Source organism: Aeribacillus sp. FSL K6-8210 (genome assembly GCF_037963925.1).
Classification (GTDB): domain Bacteria; phylum Bacillota; class Bacilli; order Bacillales; family Aeribacillaceae; genus Aeribacillus; species Aeribacillus composti.
This window is the reverse complement of record NZ_CP150172.1, coordinates 912,651-931,447: the sequence shown is the minus strand read 5'-3', so window position 1 is coordinate 931,447 and position 18,797 is coordinate 912,651. Positions and strand designations below refer to the sequence as shown.

Annotated in this window: 10 protein-coding genes, 20 tRNA genes and 2 rRNA genes; 4 read left to right on the top strand and 28 right to left on the bottom strand. The window is 44.3% G+C overall.

Annotated elements, in window-relative coordinates; genetic code table 11:
* Positions 1-6: 6 nt before the first annotated feature.
* The 3 genes from menH to NSQ41_RS04655 are packed head-to-tail and all read right to left on the bottom strand — an operon-like array spanning position 7 to position 3,966.
* Positions 7-825 (bottom strand): 2-succinyl-6-hydroxy-2,4-cyclohexadiene-1-carboxylate synthase, encoded by an 819-nt coding sequence (menH, locus tag NSQ41_RS04665; protein WP_117017541.1) that lies wholly within the window; start codon positions 823-825, stop codon positions 7-9.
* Positions 825-2,555 (bottom strand): 2-succinyl-5-enolpyruvyl-6-hydroxy-3-cyclohexene-1-carboxylic-acid synthase, encoded by a 1,731-nt coding sequence (gene menD, locus NSQ41_RS04660; protein ID WP_339211083.1) that lies wholly within the window; start codon positions 2,553-2,555, stop codon positions 825-827. The genes menH and menD overlap by 1 nt, the downstream gene beginning before the upstream one ends.
* The gene (locus NSQ41_RS04655; RefSeq protein WP_339211081.1) at positions 2,545-3,966 is read right to left on the bottom strand and encodes an isochorismate synthase; all 1,422 of its coding nucleotides are present in this window, start codon (positions 3,964-3,966) and stop codon (positions 2,545-2,547) included. Before NSQ41_RS04655 ends, menD begins: the two co-directional genes overlap by 11 nt.
* A gap of 240 nt (positions 3,967-4,206) precedes the next feature.
* Between NSQ41_RS04655 and NSQ41_RS04650 the strand changes: the two genes are divergently transcribed.
* Both NSQ41_RS04650 and NSQ41_RS04645 read left to right on the top strand, forming a co-directional pair.
* Positions 4,207-5,148 carry a 1,4-dihydroxy-2-naphthoate polyprenyltransferase gene (locus NSQ41_RS04650; protein ID WP_063386558.1) on the top strand — a complete coding sequence of 314 codons (942 nt, stop codon included), beginning with the start codon at positions 4,207-4,209 and terminating at the stop codon, positions 5,146-5,148.
* A gap of 374 nt (positions 5,149-5,522) precedes the next feature.
* Positions 5,523-6,275, top strand: a complete 753-nt coding sequence (locus tag NSQ41_RS04645) for a TraR/DksA C4-type zinc finger protein (RefSeq protein ID WP_339194539.1) — start codon at positions 5,523-5,525, stop codon at positions 6,273-6,275.
* An 82-nt stretch (positions 6,276-6,357) separates the two neighbouring features.
* On the opposite strand, the gene ltrA is transcribed toward NSQ41_RS04645, so the two are convergent.
* The 22 genes from ltrA to NSQ41_RS04535 all read right to left on the bottom strand — a co-directional run bounded on the left by ltrA (position 6,358) and on the right by NSQ41_RS04535 (position 15,443).
* On the bottom strand, positions 6,358-7,617 hold the full coding sequence (gene ltrA / locus NSQ41_RS04640) for a group II intron reverse transcriptase/maturase (RefSeq protein ID WP_094245397.1): 1,260 nt from the start codon (positions 7,615-7,617) through the stop codon (positions 6,358-6,360).
* 605 nt (positions 7,618-8,222) lie between these two features.
* Positions 8,223-8,294 (bottom strand) — tRNA-Asn (locus NSQ41_RS04635).
* A 99-nt stretch (positions 8,295-8,393) separates the two neighbouring features.
* Positions 8,394-8,467 (bottom strand) — tRNA-Ile (locus NSQ41_RS04630).
* A 6-nt stretch (positions 8,468-8,473) separates the two neighbouring features.
* Positions 8,474-8,544: transfer RNA gene (locus NSQ41_RS04625), tRNA-Gly, on the bottom strand.
* 387 nt (positions 8,545-8,931) lie between these two features.
* A tRNA-His gene (locus NSQ41_RS04620) sits at positions 8,932-9,007 on the bottom strand.
* Between the two features lie 17 nt (positions 9,008-9,024).
* A tRNA-Phe gene (locus NSQ41_RS04615) sits at positions 9,025-9,097 on the bottom strand.
* A 110-nt stretch (positions 9,098-9,207) separates the two neighbouring features.
* Positions 9,208-9,283, bottom strand: a tRNA-Asp gene (locus NSQ41_RS04610).
* Positions 9,284-9,285: 2 nt separating this feature from the next.
* Positions 9,286-9,362 (bottom strand) — tRNA-Met (locus tag NSQ41_RS04605).
* A gap of 10 nt (positions 9,363-9,372) precedes the next feature.
* Positions 9,373-9,462: transfer RNA gene (locus NSQ41_RS04600), tRNA-Ser, on the bottom strand.
* A gap of 12 nt (positions 9,463-9,474) precedes the next feature.
* A tRNA-Ile gene (locus NSQ41_RS04595) sits at positions 9,475-9,551 on the bottom strand.
* 6 nt (positions 9,552-9,557) lie between these two features.
* Positions 9,558-9,631, bottom strand: a tRNA-Met gene (locus NSQ41_RS04590).
* A gap of 10 nt (positions 9,632-9,641) precedes the next feature.
* Positions 9,642-9,714, bottom strand: a tRNA-Ala gene (locus tag NSQ41_RS04585).
* An 11-nt stretch (positions 9,715-9,725) separates the two neighbouring features.
* Positions 9,726-9,802 (bottom strand) — tRNA-Pro (locus NSQ41_RS04580).
* 3 nt (positions 9,803-9,805) lie between these two features.
* Positions 9,806-9,882: transfer RNA gene (locus NSQ41_RS04575), tRNA-Arg, on the bottom strand.
* 5 nt (positions 9,883-9,887) lie between these two features.
* Positions 9,888-9,976: transfer RNA gene (locus NSQ41_RS04570), tRNA-Leu, on the bottom strand.
* A gap of 7 nt (positions 9,977-9,983) precedes the next feature.
* Positions 9,984-10,055: transfer RNA gene (locus NSQ41_RS04565), tRNA-Gly, on the bottom strand.
* Between the two features lie 6 nt (positions 10,056-10,061).
* Positions 10,062-10,143: transfer RNA gene (locus NSQ41_RS04560), tRNA-Leu, on the bottom strand.
* 7 nt (positions 10,144-10,150) lie between these two features.
* A tRNA-Lys gene (locus NSQ41_RS04555) sits at positions 10,151-10,226 on the bottom strand.
* A gap of 176 nt (positions 10,227-10,402) precedes the next feature.
* A tRNA-Thr gene (locus NSQ41_RS04550) sits at positions 10,403-10,475 on the bottom strand.
* A 170-nt stretch (positions 10,476-10,645) separates the two neighbouring features.
* Positions 10,646-10,721, bottom strand: a tRNA-Val gene (locus NSQ41_RS04545).
* A gap of 96 nt (positions 10,722-10,817) precedes the next feature.
* Positions 10,818-13,751, bottom strand: a 23S ribosomal RNA gene (locus NSQ41_RS04540).
* A gap of 138 nt (positions 13,752-13,889) precedes the next feature.
* Positions 13,890-15,443: ribosomal RNA gene (locus NSQ41_RS04535) — 16S ribosomal RNA — on the bottom strand.
* The 16S and 23S rRNA genes sit together here with 19 tRNA genes alongside, the layout of an rRNA operon.
* Positions 15,444-16,107: 664 nt before the next feature.
* Between NSQ41_RS04535 and NSQ41_RS04530 the strand changes: the two genes are divergently transcribed.
* Positions 16,108-16,296, top strand: coding sequence for a hypothetical protein (locus tag NSQ41_RS04530; RefSeq protein ID WP_063387041.1), 189 nt, complete (start codon positions 16,108-16,110; stop codon positions 16,294-16,296).
* A gap of 136 nt (positions 16,297-16,432) precedes the next feature.
* Here the strand turns inward: NSQ41_RS04530 and NSQ41_RS04525 are convergent.
* Positions 16,433-16,505 (bottom strand) — tRNA-Ala (locus tag NSQ41_RS04525).
* A 204-nt stretch (positions 16,506-16,709) separates the two neighbouring features.
* Between NSQ41_RS04525 and NSQ41_RS04520 the strand changes: the two genes are divergently transcribed.
* Positions 16,710-17,513, top strand: coding sequence for a protein-glutamine gamma-glutamyltransferase (locus NSQ41_RS04520; protein ID WP_063387042.1), 804 nt, complete (start codon positions 16,710-16,712; stop codon positions 17,511-17,513).
* Between the two features lie 7 nt (positions 17,514-17,520).
* Here the strand turns inward: NSQ41_RS04520 and NSQ41_RS04515 are convergent, their stop codons facing one another.
* Positions 17,521-17,922, bottom strand: coding sequence for a secondary thiamine-phosphate synthase enzyme YjbQ (locus tag NSQ41_RS04515; protein ID WP_063387043.1), 402 nt, complete (start codon positions 17,920-17,922; stop codon positions 17,521-17,523).
* Between the two features lie 80 nt (positions 17,923-18,002).
* Complete coding sequence (locus tag NSQ41_RS04510) at positions 18,003-18,686, bottom strand: zinc metallopeptidase (RefSeq protein ID WP_063387044.1); 684 nt, start codon at positions 18,684-18,686, stop codon at positions 18,003-18,005.
* Between the last annotated feature and the right edge of the window lie 111 nt (positions 18,687-18,797).

Sequence of the window (18,797 nt, the reverse complement as noted above, 5' to 3'; positions counted from 1 at the left end):
CCTCCTTTAATATGTAGAAAAATGTTGGAGAAACTCATCTACTATTTTACCAAAAAATTTTGACTGTTCCACATGAACTGCATGTCCGGCTTGCGGCACGACCTTTAATTCAGAGCAAGGAATCAATTGGTTCATTTCTTTCATAATTTTGCAAAACTTAAGATCCCTTTCACCGCAAATTAATAATGTAGGGATGTTGAAACTTTTTAATGCTCCCCACCATGAAGGTTGAACGCCAGTTCCCATTCCTTTTAAACTGTTTGCCAATCCAATTGCATTATTTTTCAGCCGGTCCTTTCTTATTTTGTCCTTGACGGCAGGCGGGAGAGACTTTTGCGTTAAAAACAAAGGGATATTTTCCCAATGTTGTACAAATGCCGCAATCCCTTCGTCCAAAATCATTTGGGCAAGTTGTTCGTCCTGCAGCCTTCTCGTCTCTCGTTCCTTTTCAGTTTTTAATCCAGGAGAACTGCTTTCCAATATTAAAGTCTTCACAAATTCCGGCTGTCTCATTGCAAAGCTCAATGCCAATCTTCCGCCCATTGAATACCCGAGCACATGCGCTTTTCGAATATTGAATGAAAGCAATATTTCTTTTAGATCTTCAACTGCTTCTTCCATCCGATATCTTTCAGGATTTTCAGGCGAATCTGTTTGACCATGGCCGATGATGTCGATAAGTACTAGCTGGTATTTTTTTAAACTATTTTTCAAAAATCCCCAGGTTTCTCCGCTTCCTGTAAAACCATGAAGGAGAACAAGTGGCTCCCCCTTTCCAAACGTTTCAGCCCAATAATTCACATTTCGAACGGCCAATTTTCCCATCATAACATCCTTTCTATTTCCCAGGAAACAGAACGAAGCCATTTTCTCTGTTCGTTGACTCGTGTATGTCGATTGGTCGGGATTTCAATAATATTTAATCCATCTCTATTCATGCAGAATTGAAACTCGGTTCTGAATTCTTCCCAAGTGGAAATTTTTTTATAATGTGCACTATATAAGCTGGCTGCATATTGAAAATCTAAATTGGTCGGGGTGCCAAACAATTGTTCAAAATGCGTCTTTTCATCCGCCTGCGGCAAAAATGAAAAAATGCCGCCGCCGTTATTATTAATTAATAAAACAGTTAAGTTCAATTTATTTTGTTTTGCAGCAAGGAGTCCATTTAAATCATGATAAAATGATAAATCCCCTATGATTAAAATAGTTTTTTCATGACTAGCTGCAGAAACCCCAAGGGCTGTCGAAACGACTCCGTCAATTCCGTTCGCTCCCCGGTTGGCATAAACCGCAATATTTTTATCACTGTTATGGAAAAACGTGTCGACATCTCGAATCGGCATGCTGTTTCCTACAAATACATTGCAGCGATCCGGGAGCAATTTTTGCAATTCGACATATACCGTTCCTTCAAATAAAGAATCTTCCTCAATGACCGGCGTTGACAAATACTCTCGAAAGAGATTGTTTACTTGTTTCCATTTTTTGCACCAGGATGTTTCCTGTTTATCTTTACATTTTTTGATCAGCATTTCACATAAATAGGCTTCATCACTGTGAACATGTTCTGCTGATAAAGTAGGATCGCGATAACCGCCATCACCATCAACCACAATTTGCTTTATTTCAGGATGGTCTCTTAACAATAGAAACAGCGGTTTTGAGACGGGCATTGCACCAAAACGAAGGACGACATCAGGTTTCAGATACGCTTTCTTTCCCATCGTTTTTAAAATGGAATCATAACAATCAATAATATAATGTTTAGAATGTTCGCCAAAGCGTAAATTGGACAACGGATCCGCTAATATCGGGAATTTCAATTTCTCTGCTAGTGCCAAAACTTGTTCACGAAACTCTTTGTTATGTAATTCCCCGCATACAATAAGTCCTTTCTCGCTTGAATCGATTTCATCCACAATCCGTTCAATTTGCTCATGTTCGACCAGCTTTTTTATTTCCACCACTGGCTCAATATGAAGAGACTTCTGCAATTGATGGATTTTCGATAGATCGGGCAAAAGCGGCTCTCGGAAAGGTAAGTTGATATGGACTGGTCCTTTCGGATTTTCATTTGCAGTTTGGACCGCCCGTTGAGCGATATTTTTTATATATAACAGCATCGTTTGACTGCTTTCAGGAAGAGCGCAATCAACAAACCATTTCACATAGTTCGAATACAGATGAATTTGATCAATTGCTTGTGGAGCTCCAATATCCCGCAGCTCATGAGGTCTGTCAGCCGTTAAAATCACAAGAGGGATGCGTGAATAATGGGCTTCTATGATAGCTGGATAATAGTTTGCTGCAGCTGTTCCTGATGTGCAAAGCAAAGCAATTGGTTTTCTTTGTTTTTTAGCCAATCCAAGAGCAAAAAAACCTGCAGATCGTTCATCAATATTAATATAAGTATGTATTTTCGGATGCTCTGCAAATGTGATCGCAAGCGGGGTAGATCGTGAACCTGGGCTAATCACAACTTCAGAAATACCTTTTGTAATTAATCCATTTACAAATGCAATGACATAGTCAGATAGATTTTTATTTTTCATTCAGTTTTCCCCCTAATGCATGCTGCATAGGTCCAAATTTGATTTCTGTCTCCCTGTATTCCTCTTCCGGCTTCGAATCTCCAACAATCCCGCATCCTGCATACAAATAAGCTTTTTGCTCATCCAGCAGACCTGAACGGATCGCAACGACAAATTCTCCGTTGTCCTGATCATCCATCCATCCAACCGGAGCAGCATACCAGCCTCTCTCTAAAGGTTCTTCATTGCGAATAAATGCTAGAGCAGCATCTTTCGGATAGCCGCCAAGCGCAGGGGTCGGATGCAATTTTTCTACAAAATCAATCAACGTAAAACCTTTTTTTACGGTTCCTTCAACAGGTGTATACAAATGTTGAATATTCGGCGTTTTTAAAATCGTTGGATTGTTTTGTAGTTGCACTTCTTGGCAATATTCACGGAACACTTTTTCGATCGCTTTGACAACAATTTGATGTTCATGAATGTTTTTTGTATCTGAAAGCAGCATCTGAGCGTATTCTTCGTCTGCCTCCACTGTTTTTCCTCTTTTAATTGATCCTGCTACACATGCAGACTGGACCTTTTGGTCTCTCTTGCTTACAAGCCGCTCAGGAGTTGCACCAACGAACGTTTTTCCTTCATTTTCAACAACAAATAAATAACAATTAGGCTGATGTTCATTTAACATTGATAAAACATAATGTATATCAATCGATCCCTCAAACTCCAGCAGCATTTCCCTTGCCAATACGACTTTCTCAAAACGGTTTTGTTTTATTTGTTCTGTTGCTTTTTCAACAGCTGCCATCCACTCTTTTTTATAAAACAAACTTTCTTTTTTGATGGTAAAATTCAAAAAAGAATTTGTGTCTTCATTTTTTTTCTTTAAGGTGTATTCATATGTATTGAAATGATTTATAATTTCATTTATATCATCAGTTGATTGAATTAACCTGTTTATAGTAGCAAGTGTGTGACGGCCAATTTTTGTAATCATGAAAGAAGGTAAAGTGAATCGTGCTTCATGAAACGGTTTCCATTTTGAAGAATTCGCATTTTTTAAAGGGTCAAAAGAAAAACCCCCAAAAAGAAGCGGACCCGTTCCAATCGGATGGGCGCCTTCAATTTGTATATGCTCTTTCCAATCTTTCCACTTTGAATAAATGTCAAAAAAACGGTTGGAAAATTTTTTGTCTGACGTCAATTCGAGCTCAACACCAATTCCACAAAGGATAAATGTACGATCAGGTGTCGCCCAATAAAATCTTTTCCCTGCATAAGCCGATTGAAAGCTTGAGAAAATCTGGAGCGGATCTTTCTCCTTGATTTCAAATACATAACTTAAAATGATTGGATGGGAATATTTTTTGGCATGATTGACAGCATTCGCAACTTTATCCCTCAATGTATCTGAACATGGAATTGAAACCAAAGATGATCCCTCCATAACCGAAAAATAGCTTATATTAAGATACACCTGTTCAAAATTTATGTCAACTATATTATAGAATGACGCAATGCAAAACAACAAGCAAACAAACTGCTCAGCTCTTTGATGGGGCTTGAGCATTTATTCCAATGAAAAACAATTGACACTCTTTCGACATTTTTCTAGACTAGGTTGTGGGGAATAGCTTTCGTTTTCAGAATGAAATAAAGGAGAGAACATATTATGCATCCTAAAACGGAGTCACATAATGTACCCATTATAAAAGCTGAACGAGGGTTTCGGGCTTGGTGGATGCTTTTAAGACCCCATACATTAACTGCAGCATTTGTCCCCGTGATTGTCGGAACTCTTTTGGCACTGCAAGTAGGACCCATTCATATTGGACTTTTTCTTACAATGCTTACTGCCTCGTTGTTAATTCAAACAGCCACAAACTTATTTAATGAATATTTCGATTATAAACGAGGTCTTGATACAGAAGAATCTGTCGGAATTGGAGGAGCAATTGTCCGAAATGGCTTCAAGCCCCAAACCGTTTTAAATTTAGCAATCACATGTATTGTTGTCTCTATCCTATTGGGAATTTACATTTGTCTCCAGTCAAGCTGGTGGTTGGCATTAGTCGGTTCAATTTGTATGGCAGTAGGATACTTATATACTGGAGGTCCATATCCAATCGCTTACACGCCGTTTGGCGAGCTAGCTTCAGGTTTATTTATGGGAGTCGTTATTATCCTTATTTCCTTTTTTATTCAGACAGGTTATCTAACTTCAACAGCTTTCATTCATTCGATCCCGATTGCGATCACGATCGGCGCCATCATGCTTGCGAATAACATAAGAGACTTAGACGGCGATAAGGAAAACGGAAGAAAAACATTAGCAATTTTGCTTGGCCGCCAGAATGCAATTCGATTTTTAGCAATTATGTTTATTGTTTCTTACTGTCTCATTTTTATTATGATCATTTTTGATTATTCCACATGGTGGTCTATTCTAGCTTTTCTTAGCATTCCAAAAGCTATTCAGGCGGTGAAGCGATTTGTCGGCAAAACAAAGCCTATTGAAATGATGCCGGCCATGAAAGCAACATCGCAAACAAACACTTTATTAGGCTTTTTGCTTGCTGCAGGTTTGCTCATAAGCACCATCATATCTCAGTAACACGATAGTATGTTTACTATCGTGTTTTTTTATTAAGCTTTACTGTGAAATTTGTTCTGTATCATCCACTCGCAATTTCAATATGCTGAGCAAATATTTTGTCCTGAAAAAACATCTCGATAGGTCACAGCCTCTTTATCGGATAGCCAGCCTGTTTCTCAGCCGAATGATGTTGTGGTAGCCTTTCAAGTGCCATCAGCTTCAAAGCATAGCGTTAAAAAAGGCGTGGAAGCAGCAATCCTTTCCTGACATGTTTTAAAATGATGATGAAATTTATGGCTGCAAAGGTGAATTTTTTTCATGATTTTAAAGTTATAATTTATTCCTTTTCGTCCAAAATAGCTTTAGATTCTAAAAAAGAAGGTGTCTTTCATATGGACATGGACGAAAAAAAATTAAAGGAATTTCAAAAGCAATTAATATTCATGAAAAATGAGATTGAAAAACGTTGGGATAATAACGATCATTTTCAATTGGAAAAAGGGCTGGACCATGAATCAACTGGAGAGCTTTCCAGCTACGACAATCACCCCGGAGACGATGCGACCGAACTGTATGAAAGAGAAAAAGATTTAGCATTAAATAAACATTTAGAAAAAGAATATGAAGAGATCGTTGAAGCATTAGAAAGAATTCATGAGGGTACTTACGGTACTTGTTCCGTCTGCGGAAAAAAAATTGATGAAGACCGTCTCAAAGCCATACCGACAGCCAAAACATGCAAAGAACATACTCTAGTTCAAACGATTTCTCATGAAAGACCTGTAGAGGAAGAAATACTTGATGCGACTTTTCACGGATCCTCTCAAATCGACCATGAAAATACCGCTGTTACTGAACCGTATGATTATTTTCAAGATGTTATCGAATACGGAACGTCAGAAACACCGCAAGATGTAAGAACTCCACCGTTATCGTACGGAGATATGTATAATTCCGATGATGAAATTGGATATATTGAAGATATTGAAAACTTCATTTATACAGATATTGAGGGAAAAAACGTAAACGTCTATCCGTCACATGAACATAAACGATATGAAAAAATGCTTGATGAAGAGGATTTAACAGTTTTATGGGGAGATCTTCCATTAACAGAAAAAGAACCATATACGAAAAATGATTAAAATTACAAATCGAGTAGGAGGGGGTGACTAACCCCCGACCTCTCACACCACCGTACGTACCGTTCGGTATACGGCGGTTCAATTAAGTATGACGTAGTGCTTGATATCTTTCGAATAGACTTCTTAACCCTCGACGCTTCCAATAGGAGTTGTCGAGGGTTTTGTGTAGGATGGGACTGCAGGCAATCCGCCAATATTTCTTGCGTGTATTGCCCCATTCGAATGCTTTATGGCTTGGAACTTCTAATCCTCTGAGTTTCCGAATTCTTGTTTTCGGGGTTTTCCATTCTTTCCACAAACACATCCGAAGCCTTCGTCTAATCCATTCATCAAATTCTTTGAACTTACTTGGTGTTTCTGCCAAGGCAAAATATCCGCACCATCCCATTAAATACTTATTCAGTTTCTCAATCCTTTTCTCCATTGGATACGGTTTCGACCTTGATGTAATTTCACGGATCTTGTTCTTCAAACGTTTCACACTTTCGTTCGCAATCCGTACCTTTGGAGTCTTATTGAGTGTGAAGCTGAAACCGAGAAACTTCCGTTTCCAAGGACGGTCTACCGCCGATTTCTCTTTATTTACCTTGAGCTTTAACTCCTTCTCTATAAAGTTCGTAATGGAGTTCATGACACGAATTCCTGCTTTCTTTGTTTTCACATAGATGTTACAGTCATCCGCATACCGAACAAACTTATGTCCACGTTTCTCAAGCTCTTTATCCAATTCATGAAGCATGATGTTTGATAAAAGTGGACTAAGCGGGCCGCCTTGAGGCGTTCCCATGTCCGTTTCCATTACCACTCCATTGATCATCACGCCTGATTGAAGATACCGGCGAATTACCTTCAGTAGAATTCGATCTTTGATCGTTTTCGCCAAGATCCCCATCAGTTTGTCGTGATTCACCTTGTCAAAGAATTTCTCTAGGTCTATATCGACTACCCAACGATATCCTTCTTTGATATAACCCTTTGCTTCCCTAACCGCATCATGTCCCCTTCTACCTGGTCGGAAACCATAGCTATGGTTCGAGAAGGTCGGATCAAAGATTTTCGTCAACACTTGGGCAATCGCTTGTTGGATGAAACGATCCGTCACGGTAGGGATCCCTAGAAGTCTTACTCCACCGTTCGGTTTCGGGATTTCGACTCGACGGACGGGTAAGGGCTTGTAGGTTCCTTCTCTCAACGACTGTCGAATGGAGTCCCAATTTTCGTAGAGGTGTCTTCGTAGGTCTTTTACGGACATGCCATCTACTCCGTGACCTCCTTTATTCTGTTCGACTCGTTTCAGTGCCGCCAGGAGATTTTCCCGTGACAAAATCATTTCCATCAACATTGATATCCTCTCCACGTGAACGAATTCTTCTATTTGTGCCATCTTCTGCTCCACCCTCTTGAAGTCCCCCGTGGGATTCACCACTTCCTCCTTCAAGTAAGTCCTATCGGATTGTCTGCTTCCACACAGAAGGTGAACGCCTAGCGATTCGTTCTCCTTAATTGTTCAGTCCTTCCTCTTCCATCTCGAGCTTGAAAGAGTACTATGACTTCTGCTGACTTCTGACTGTTCAGTTATCTATCACTAGATAGGTTACCAAGGTTACTTGGCGTGCCAGCCAGATCTCCCCGGGTAAGTACATGCACTTTCACACCATCTATCCGCCTCATTTACTCGATATGACCTTCGACAGAAAGAGCTTTGTTTTGTTTCGCAAACTCACTCAATCATACCTAGCCTTATATGAGGTTCGTGTTCCTCGGACCGGTGTTTTGCCTCCAGCTTCCTTCAGATTCCGCGTCACCACGGACACCCTTGCTCTTGGCTAACCTCTACTTCTGTCTTCGGGGTTCGGGACTTACACCCTATAGTTCATGTACATGCCGGGCGCACGAAGACAAAAAAAGCGTTGCAAACTGCAACGCTTTTTTTTGATTTCGAAATGACTCCGCAGGCAGGATTCGAACCTGCGACCGTTCGGTTAACAGCCGAATGCTCTACCACTGAGCTACTGCGGAATATAAAAAAAATTTAAGGCATTTTGCCAAATAGAACAGCTTTTGACTGACAATTGCAGCAATGTCAATTGCCCAACTAGGCTGCTAAAAAAATAGCAATGGGCCTGAGTGGACTTGAACCACCGACCTCACGCTTATCAGGCGTGCGCTCTAACCAGCTGAGCTACAAGCCCATATTAAGCGGGTGATGGGAATCGAACCCACGACATCAGCTTGGAAGGCTGAGGTTTTACCACTAAACTACACCCGCGCGAAAATATTTATTTTTCTATTTAAATGATAAACACGCATTTTCCATGCCTCTTCCTCTTCCAGCACTGTTCGAGGATGTAAATGCGTCGAGGCAACTCGCAGATTATTCATTGAAGTGTCGCTCGTGGCTGAGGTTTTACCACTAAACTACACCCGCACGAAAATATTTATTTTTCTATTTAAATGATAAACACGCATTTTCCATGCCTCTTCCTCTTCCAGCATTGTTCGAGGATGTAAATGCGTCGAGGCAACTCGCAGATTATTCATTGAAGTGTTGCTCGTGGCTGAGGTTTTACCACTAAACTACACCCGCATAATAAGCTGATAATAGAAATAAATACTTATTTTCAATGCCATATTATCTATCTCTACTATAGGCAAATGGGGCGACTGATGGGAATCGAACCCACGAATGCCAGAGCCACAATCTGGTGCGTTAACCACTTCGCCACAGTCGCCGCAATTAATAAAACAATGGCTCGGGACGGAATCGAACCGCCGACACAAGGATTTTCAGTCCTTTGCTCTACCGACTGAGCTACCGAGCCGTAAAACTCCGATAAAAAATTATGTACAATCCATCATTAAAGAAAGAATTCATTGACACAACCTGCTGTACTTGAAAAATTCCTCCTACAGCTGTTGAATCAATAATTAATGGCGGTCCCGACGGGAATCGAACCCGCGATCTCCTGCGTGACAGGCAGGCATGTTAACCGCTACACTACGGGACCATTGGTTGCGGGGGCAGGATTTGAACCTGCGACCTTCGGGTTATGAGCCCGACGAGCTACCGGACTGCTCCACCCCGCGATAATAATGACGGAGGAGGAGGGATTCGAACCCCCGCGCGGTTTGACCCGCCTCTCGGTTTTCAAGACCGACCCCTTCAGCCAGACTTGGGTACTCCTCCATATAATAAAGATGGTGGACCTTGCAGGATTCGAACCTGCGACCGGACGGTTATGAGCCGTCTGCTCTGACCAGCTGAGCTAAAGGTCCGAAAAATGGCGGTGGAGGGGATCGAACCCCCGACCTCACGGGTATGAACCGTACGCTCTAGCCAGCTGAGCTACACCGCCAAATTAAATATGGAGCCTAGCGGGATCGAACCGCTGACCTCCTGCGTGCAAAGCAGGCGCTCTCCCAGCTGAGCTAAGGCCCCTTTAAATTCCCTGGTCGGGAAGACAGGATTCGAACCTGCGACCCCATGGTCCCAAACCATGTGCTCTACCAAGCTGAGCTACTTCCCGATATGGCGCGCCCGAGAGGAGTCGAACCCCTAACCTTTTGATCCGTAGTCAAACGCTCTATCCAATTGAGCTACGGGCGCAAATATGGTGCCGAGGACCGGACTTGAACCGGTACGGTAGTCACCTACCGCAGGATTTTAAGTCCTGTGCGTCTGCCAATTCCGCCACCCCGGCAGAGAAAAGCGGAAGACGGGATTCGAACCCGCGACCCCCACCTTGGCAAGGTGGTGTTCTACCACTGAACTACTTCCGCATATGATGCGGGTGGAGGGACTTGAACCCCCACGCCGTAAGGCGCTAGATCCTAAGTCTAGTGCGTCTGCCAATTCCGCCACACCCGCGTCAAAATGGTGAGCCATGGAGGATTCGAACCTCCGACCCTCTGATTAAAAGTCAGATGCTCTACCGACTGAGCTAATGGCTCATAAAAAATTTTTTTCTCCTAATCCATTTTTCATTTGTCAGATGTCCCTTCCTCTGCCAGTCTTTTCGAGGATGTTGGATGCGTCGGGACAACTCTCTGATTGTTCGTCGAAGCATTGCTCGTTGCTCTGACGACTAATCTAAAAGCTCCTGCTCAATATGCAACACCTTTAATGATGCCGGCGAGAGGAATCGAACCCCCAACCTACTGATTACGATTCAGTTGCTCTGCCAATTGAGCTACACCGGCATGATGAATACAACAATCAATAATCAGTCTTGCTTCATTTGATCGTCGTTTGATCGTCGTTCCAATCTTAGAAATCTTGTCCAAGGAAAAGTTCAATTGGTACGATGAAGCAGCATGAAAGACGATATCTCGACCGTGCTTTGCCAATTGAGCTGAATCGATATACTGTATGGTGGAGGATGACGGGATCGAACCGCCGACCCCTTGCTTGTAAGGCAAGTGCTCTCCCAGCTGAGCTAATCCTCCAATTCAAAAATCACCAGAGGACATATGCAAAGTAAATAAAAGTCCATAATTCTTTCAAAACTAGATAACGGTTCCTTCACGAATAGATGCTCTTACTTGGTTAAGTCCTCGATCGATTAGTATCCGTCAGCTCCACGTGTCACCACGCTTCCACCTCGGACCTATCTACCTCGTCATCTTCAAGGGATCTTACTCGCTTTTCGCGATGGGAAATCTCATCTTGAGGGGGGCTTCACGCTTAGATGCTTTCAGCGCTTATCCCTTCCGCACATAGCTACCCAGCGGTGCCCCTGGCGGGACAACTGGTACACCAGCGGTGCGTCCATCCCGGTCCTCTCGTACTAAGGACAGCTCCTCTCAAATTTCCTGCGCCCGCGACGGATAGGGACCGAACTGTCTCACGACGTTCTGAACCCAGCTCGCGTACCGCTTTAATGGGCGAACAGCCCAACCCTTGGGACCGACTACAGCCCCAGGATGCGATGAGCCGACATCGAGGTGCCAAACCTCCCCGTCGATGTGGACTCTTGGGGGAGATCAGCCTGTTATCCCCGGGGTAGCTTTTATCCGTTGAGCGATGGCCCTTCCATGCGGAACCACCGGATCACTAAGCCCGACTTTCGTCCCTGCTCGACTTGTAGGTCTCGCAGTCAAGCTCCCTTCTGCCTTTGCACTCTCCGAATGATTTCCAACCATTCTGAGGGAACCTTTGGGCGCCTCCGTTACCTTTTAGGAGGCGACCGCCCCAGTCAAACTGCCCACCTGACACTGTCTCCCGCCCCGATCAGGGGCGCGGGTTAGAATGTCAGTACAGCCAGGGTAGTATCCCACCGTCGCCTCAGCGCAAGCTGGCGCTCACGCGTCTCTGGCTCCTACCTATCCTGTACAAGCTGTACCCACATTCAATATCAGGCTGCAGTAAAGCTCCACGGGGTCTTTCCGTCCTGTCGCGGGTAACCTGCATCTTCACAGGTACTATAATTTCACCGAGTCTCTCGTTGAGACAGTGCCCAGATCGTTACGCCTTTCGTGCGGGTCGGAACTTACCCGACAAGGAATTTCGCTACCTTAGGACCGTTATAGTTACGGCCGCCGTTTACTGGGGCTTCGGTTCGCACCTTCAGCTACAGCTTAAGCGCTCCCCTTAACCTTCCAGCACCGGGCAGGCGTCAGCCCCTATACTTCACCTTACGGTTTCGCAGAGACCTGTGTTTTTGCTAAACAGTCGCCTGGGCCTTTTCACTGCGGCTCATCATGGCTTATCACCTTGATGAGCACCCCTTCTCCCGAAGTTACGGGGTCATTTTGCCGAGTTCCTTAACGAGAGTTCTCTCGCTCACCTTAGGATTCTCTCCTCGCCTACCTGTGTCGGTTTGCGGTACGGGCACCTCTCACCTCGCTAGAGGCTTTTCTTGGCAGTGTGGAATCGGGAACTTCGGTACTTCCTTTCCCTCGCCATCACAGCTCAAGCACACGGCAAGCGGATTTGCCTGCTTGCCAGCCCTAACTGCTTGGACGCGCACATCCAGCCGCGCGCTTACCCTATCCTCCTGCGTCCCCCCATTGCTCAAACGGTGAGGAGGTGGTACAGGAATATCAACCTGTTGTCCATCACCTACGCCTTTCGGCCTCGGCTTAGGTCCCGACTAACCCTGAGCGGACGAGCCTTCCTCAGGAAACCTTAGGCTTTCGGCGGAGGGGATTCTCACCCCTCTTTCGCTACTCATACCGGCATTCTCACTTCTAAGCGCTCCACCGGTCCTTCCGGTCCGGCTTCGATGCCCTTAGAACGCTCTCCTACCGCTGACACCAACGGTGTCAACCCGCAGCTTCGGTGATACGTTTAGCCCCGGTACATTTTCGGCGCAGAGCCACTCGACCAGTGAGCTATTACGCACTCTTTAAATGGTGGCTGCTTCTAAGCCAACATCCTGGTTGTCTAAGCAGCTCCACATCCTTTTCCACTTAACGTATACTTTGGGACCTTAGCTGGCGGTCTGGGCTGTTTCCCTTTTGACCACGGATCTTATCACTCGCAGTCTGACTCCCAAGGATAAGTCATTGGCATTCGGAGTTTGACTGAATTCGGTAACCCGATGGGGGCCCCTCGTCCAATCAGTGCTCTACCTCCAAGACTCTTCCCTTGAGGCTAGCCCTAAAGCTATTTCGGAGAGAACCAGCTATCTCCAAGTTCGATTGGCATTTCACCCCTACCCACACCTCATCCCCGCACTTTTCAACGTGCGTGGGTTCGGGCCTCCAGCAAGTGTTACCTTGCCTTCACCCTGGACATGGGTAGATCACCTGGTTTCGGGTCTGCGACCTCGTACTATTTCGCCCTCTTCAGACTCGCTTTCGCTGCGGCTCCGCCTTTCGGCTTAACCTTGCACGAAATCGCAACTCGCCGGTTCATTCTACAAAAGGCACGCCATCACCCGTTAATGGGCTCTGACTACTTGTAGGCACACGGTTTCAGGTTCTCTTTCACTCCCCTCCCGGGGTGCTTTTCACCTTTCCCTCACGGTACTGGTTCACTATCGGTCACTAGGGAGTATTTAGCCTTGGGAGATGGTCCTCCCTGCTTCCGACGGGATTTCACGTGTCCCGCCGTACTCAGGATCCACTCGGGAGGGAACGGAGTTTCGACTACAGGGTTGTTACCTTCTCTGACGGGCCTTTCCAGACCTCTTCGTCTACCCCGTTCCTTTGTCACTCCTTAATCGAGTGTCCTACAACCCCAAGAGGCACGCCTCTTGGTTTGGGCTGTTCCCGTTTCGCTCGCCGCTACTCAGGGAATCGCTGTTGCTTTCTCTTCCTCCGGGTACTTAGATGTTTCAGTTCCCCGGGTTGCCCTCCATACCCTATGGATTCAGGTATGGATACTGCCCCATTACGGGCAGTGGGTTCCCCCATTCGGACATCTCCGGATCGACGCTTACTTACAGCTCCCCGAAGCATTTCGGTGTTTGTCCCGTCCTTCATCGGCTCCTAGTGCCAAGGCATCCACCGTGCGCCCTTTCTAACTTAACCGTTTCTTCCTAACATGAGCGATCTATTCGTGAATGTCTTTCCGTTATCCAGTTTTCAAAGAACAATCAAGAAGGATATGATCCTTCAAAACTAAACAAAACGGAAAAGCGTACCCTATTTCAATGTATATATCCTTAGAAAGGAGGTGATCCAGCCGCACCTTCCGATACGGCTACCTTGTTACGACTTCACCCCAATCATTTGTCCCACCTTCGGCGGCTGGCTCCCGTAAGGGTTACCCCACCGACTTCGGGTGTTACAAACTCTCGTGGTGTGACGGGCGGTGTGTACAAGACCCGGGAACGTATTCACCGCGGCATGCTGATCCGCGATTACTAGCGATTCCGGCTTCATGCAGGCGAGTTGCAGCCTGCAATCCGAACTGAGAGTGGTTTTTTGGGATTCGCTCCACCTCGCGGTTTCGCTGCCCTTTGTACCACCCATTGTAGCACGTGTGTAGCCCAGGTCATAAGGGGCATGATGATTTGACGTCATCCCCACCTTCCTCCGACTTTTAGCCGGCAGTCACCTTAGAGTGCCCAACTGAATGCTGGCAACTAAGGTCAAGGGTTGCGCTCGTTGCGGGACTTAACCCAACATCTCACGACACGAGCTGACGACAACCATGCACCACCTGTCACCCTGTCCCCGAAAGGGGAACGCCCTATCTCTAGGGTTGTCAGGGGATGTCAAGACCTGGTAAGGTTCTTCGCGTTGCTTCGAATTAAACCACATGCTCCACCGCTTGTGCGGGTCCCCGTCAATTCCTTTGAGTTTCAGCCTTGCGGCCGTACTCCCCAGGCGGAGTGCTTAATGCGTTTGCTGCAGCACTAAAGGGTGGATACCCTCTAACACTTAGCACTCATCGTTTACGGCGTGGACTACCAGGGTATCTAATCCTGTTCGCTCCCCACGCTTTCGCGCCTCAGCGTCAGTTACAGGCCAGAGAGCCGCCTTCGCCACTGGTGTTCCTCCACATCTCTACGCATTTCACCGCTACACGTGGAATTCCGCTCCCCTCTCCTGCACTCAAGTTCCCCAGTTTCCAATGGCCGCTCGCGGTTGAGCCGCGAGATTTCACATCAGACTTAAGGAACCGCCTGCGCGCGCTTTACGCCCAATAATTCCGGACAACGCTTGCCACCTACGTATTACCGCGGCTGCTGGCACGTAGTTAGCCGTGGCTTCCTCGTCAGGTACCGTCAAGGTACCGCCCTGTTCGAACGGTACTTGTTCTTCCCTGACAACAGAGCTTTACGATCCGAAGACCTTCTTCGCTCACGCGGCGTTGCTCCGTCAGACTTTCGTCCATTGCGGAAGATTCCCTACTGCTGCCTCCCGTAGGAGTCTGGGCCGTGTCTCAGTCCCAGTGTGGCCGGTCACCCTCTCAGGTCGGCTACGCATCGTCGCCTTGGTGAGCCGTTACCTCACCAACTAGCTAATGCGCCGCGGGCCCATCCTGCAGTGACAGCTAAAAGCCGCCTTTCAACCGAAAACCATGCGGTTTTCGGTGTTATCCGGTATTAGCTCCGGTTTCCCGAAGTTATCCCAGTCTGCAGGGCAGGTTGCCCACGTGTTACTCACCCGTCCGCCGCTAACCTAAAGGAGCAAGCTCCCTTCGGTCCGCTCGACTTGCATGTATTAGGCACGCCGCCAGCGTTCGTCCTGAGCCAGGATCAAACTCTCCAAAAAAAGTTTGTCACCAAATGCTCTTGTCAGAATCAACAGGCACGCTTTTCGTTTTGTTCAGTTTTCAAAGATCATTTTCCGCTGTATTTTTACAGCGACTTTTTCAATATACAACTATTCAGAGCAAAATGTCAAGAGTTTTTTTAAAAAGTAATTTTTTATTCATGACTAATGTCTCATTGATCTTAACGACATTTGATATTCTATCACCATTAACCACTAATTGCAATATAAATTTTTATAAAAAAAGATTTATTTTTGATAGTCGTTATGTCGTTAGACAAAAATTGATTTAGTAGACGAAAGCATACTCATTCAAATAATTATCTGTTAGAACATATTTTACCACAAACAAACGCATTGTTAAGCACCTCTTACTGTTTGTGATCCGCTAAAATTTCTATCTAACGAGCCAAAGGAAAATCGATGTCAAGCATTTGTCAGCATCACCGTTTTCATAAACACGATTTCACCGGATTGAAACATGACACTGTGAAGCAATTTATCGATCGAAACAATAGTTTCCTCAACTTAAAAAAAGACGCGATGCAGCCAAGTACAAATAAAAGCAGAATGCTGATGCAGCCATAGCATTTATTTTTTTGTATTAAAAATGAACAAGCATGAATATATAAAATTTAGAGAGACAAAAGCGGGAGGGATAAAAATGGATCTGGCTTTCTTAATTATTGCTTATTTTTTATCCATTTTCCATTTTGCATATGGATATAAAGAAGCTATAAGAATAAGCGAAGAAAACGGAAAAGTGAACGGTTGGTCCGTCATTTTTTCGTTTCCACTCGGATTTATATTTGCATTTTTTACAAACTTTTTTTATCACAAAATATATTTATAAATTCAATCAGTAGATTTATACAATCTTTACGGAAAAGCTTTTTCCTTCATCTTTTCATTGAAGACGAATATTATCACAAAAAACTCATTTTTTATGAAGAAATAATAAAACCCTTGGTCAACAAGGGTTTTTTAAATGGAGCATAGGGGGCTCGAACCCCTGACCTTCGCGCTGCCAGCACGACGCTCTCCCAACTGAGCTAATGCCCCGTTTTTCATTTGTCACAGACAATATTATAGCGTGATGATTTTTCCAATACAAGTATAAATTTATACAAATGACGAAATTTCATAAGAGGTTTTTCTCCTGTAAAAAAGTTGATGCGGTAACGCTCTTTTCAACGATATATCAGAATTTACATGGACCAATTACTTATCAAAATCATACGATGGCTACAGAGGGGGGAACGATAAATGATTGCAATTCAAAATAGGCCTATTACAGCTAATGAATTAAAAGAATTTTTTTCAGATGCAAAAGATCGGGAAATTATTGATTGGATGGCAAACAGCCACAAAGTTTATCGCTATGAATCCTTAAATGAATTAAAGTTTGAAATTTTATTCAGGAGAAAAACGATCGAAGCTTCGCTCGACCTTTTAAAAAGCAAAGCGCAATTTGCGACATTTGAAAATTCATACTGTCATGATCGCTTCTGGCAGCTGAGCAGTAAAGGGGCGTTTTTGTTAAAAAAAGATGTGACTCCGGCAAAAGGAATAGAGGACATTTTTATAAATGGAAATAAATATGCATTTGAATGTGCAACAGCTATAGTCATTGTGTTCTATAAAGCTGCTCTTGATTCAATAGGAGAAAAAGCTTTTAATTATTTATTTGCAGATCTTGTTTTATATGACTGGCATTACGACAAAGACCTCGGAGTCCGAACGACCGTTACGACTGATTTTGTCCCAGGAGACTGCGTTTATTTCAACAACCCGGATTTTAACCCGGAAACACCACAGTGGCGGGGGGTAAATGCGATTCATCTCGGCAATAATCTGTATTACGGTCACGGAATCGGAATTCGTGATGCAAAAGGCGTCATCGAAACGTTAAATCGATATCGAAAAAGACAAGCGGTTGAATCGGCTTATTTAAAAGATCAAGTTACAAGACCGAATTACAAGTACCTATCAACTTATCAAAACTATATTCGTGAAAATAAAAATAAACGAATTTCGGCTAGAATCGGGCAAACTTTTTATACATTTTAACTAAAACCTATCCTTTTAAAATTTTTGCATAATATGTCCGTTTTCTAGGTCCGTCAAACTCGCAAAAATAAATGCCTTGCCATGTCCCAAGCAGCAAATTTCCTTCCAAGATGATAACGTGCTGGGATGCTCCGACAGTACTTGCTTTCATATGAGCAGCAGTATTCCCTTCAAAATGCCGGTCAAGCGGATTCTCCCATGGGTACAGCTCATCGAAACGGCGAATCATATCCCGCTTTACGTCAGGATCAGCATTTTCATTGATCGTAATGCCTGCTGTCGTGTGCGGACAGTATACCACAACTATCCCTTCTGAAACGGCTGATTCATGTACAAACTGTTGAATTGACATTGTAATGTCAATCATTTCATCACGCCGGCTCGTCTGTAATATAAATTTTTTTAACATGATAAACACCGCCTCTTAGCCTTGCGCTTTTTCTAAAATGACAAGGGGCCTATTATACGAATAAGCCCCTTGTCCAACTTTTATTCTTCTTGAGATTGGAAGAAAATCATCACGAATTTCAGAAGTTCAAATAGAGATATTAAAGCTGCCGCAACATACGTTAAAGCCGCTGCATTTAATACTTTATTGACTCCGTGCTCTTCTTCGTTTCGGATAAAGCCGTCGCTTACTAAAATAGCTTTTGCTCTAGAGCTCGCATTAAACTCAACAGGCAATGTGATCAACTGAAATGCAACTGCAGCGGAGAAAAAGATAATCCCAAGCCCTAACAAGTTTAAGCTTTGTAATAAAAACCCGGCAATAAGCAAAATCGGAGCAATTCCCGATGTAAGATTGACAACTGGAAACATTTTATGTCTTAACACAAGAGCACCATACCGTTCTTTATGTTGAATTGCGTGTCCGCACTCATGCGCCGCGACGGAGACGGCCGCAATCGAATTTCCGTAATAAACCGGCTCTGATAACCGCACAACCCGATGAATTGGATCGTAGTGGTCTGTCAGCTGCCCGTGAACAGGCTCGACTGGAACGTCATAAAGTCCGTTTTGATCCAAAATTCTCCGCGCAACTTCTGCCCCTGTTAAATGACTCGAAGCGATCACATCGGAATACTTAGCAAAATTCCCTTTCACACGGAATTGCGCCCAAATAGATATTCCGAAGGCAATGAACACCAGAATGTCCATCGGATGAAAAAGCATTTTGAAAAACCTCCCGTTCTATTTTTTATAGTTAACAATAATATAACAATTTTTGAAGGAATTTGTACAGAATTTTGTATCAACGTAAAAGAACTGACACATGTCTTTACT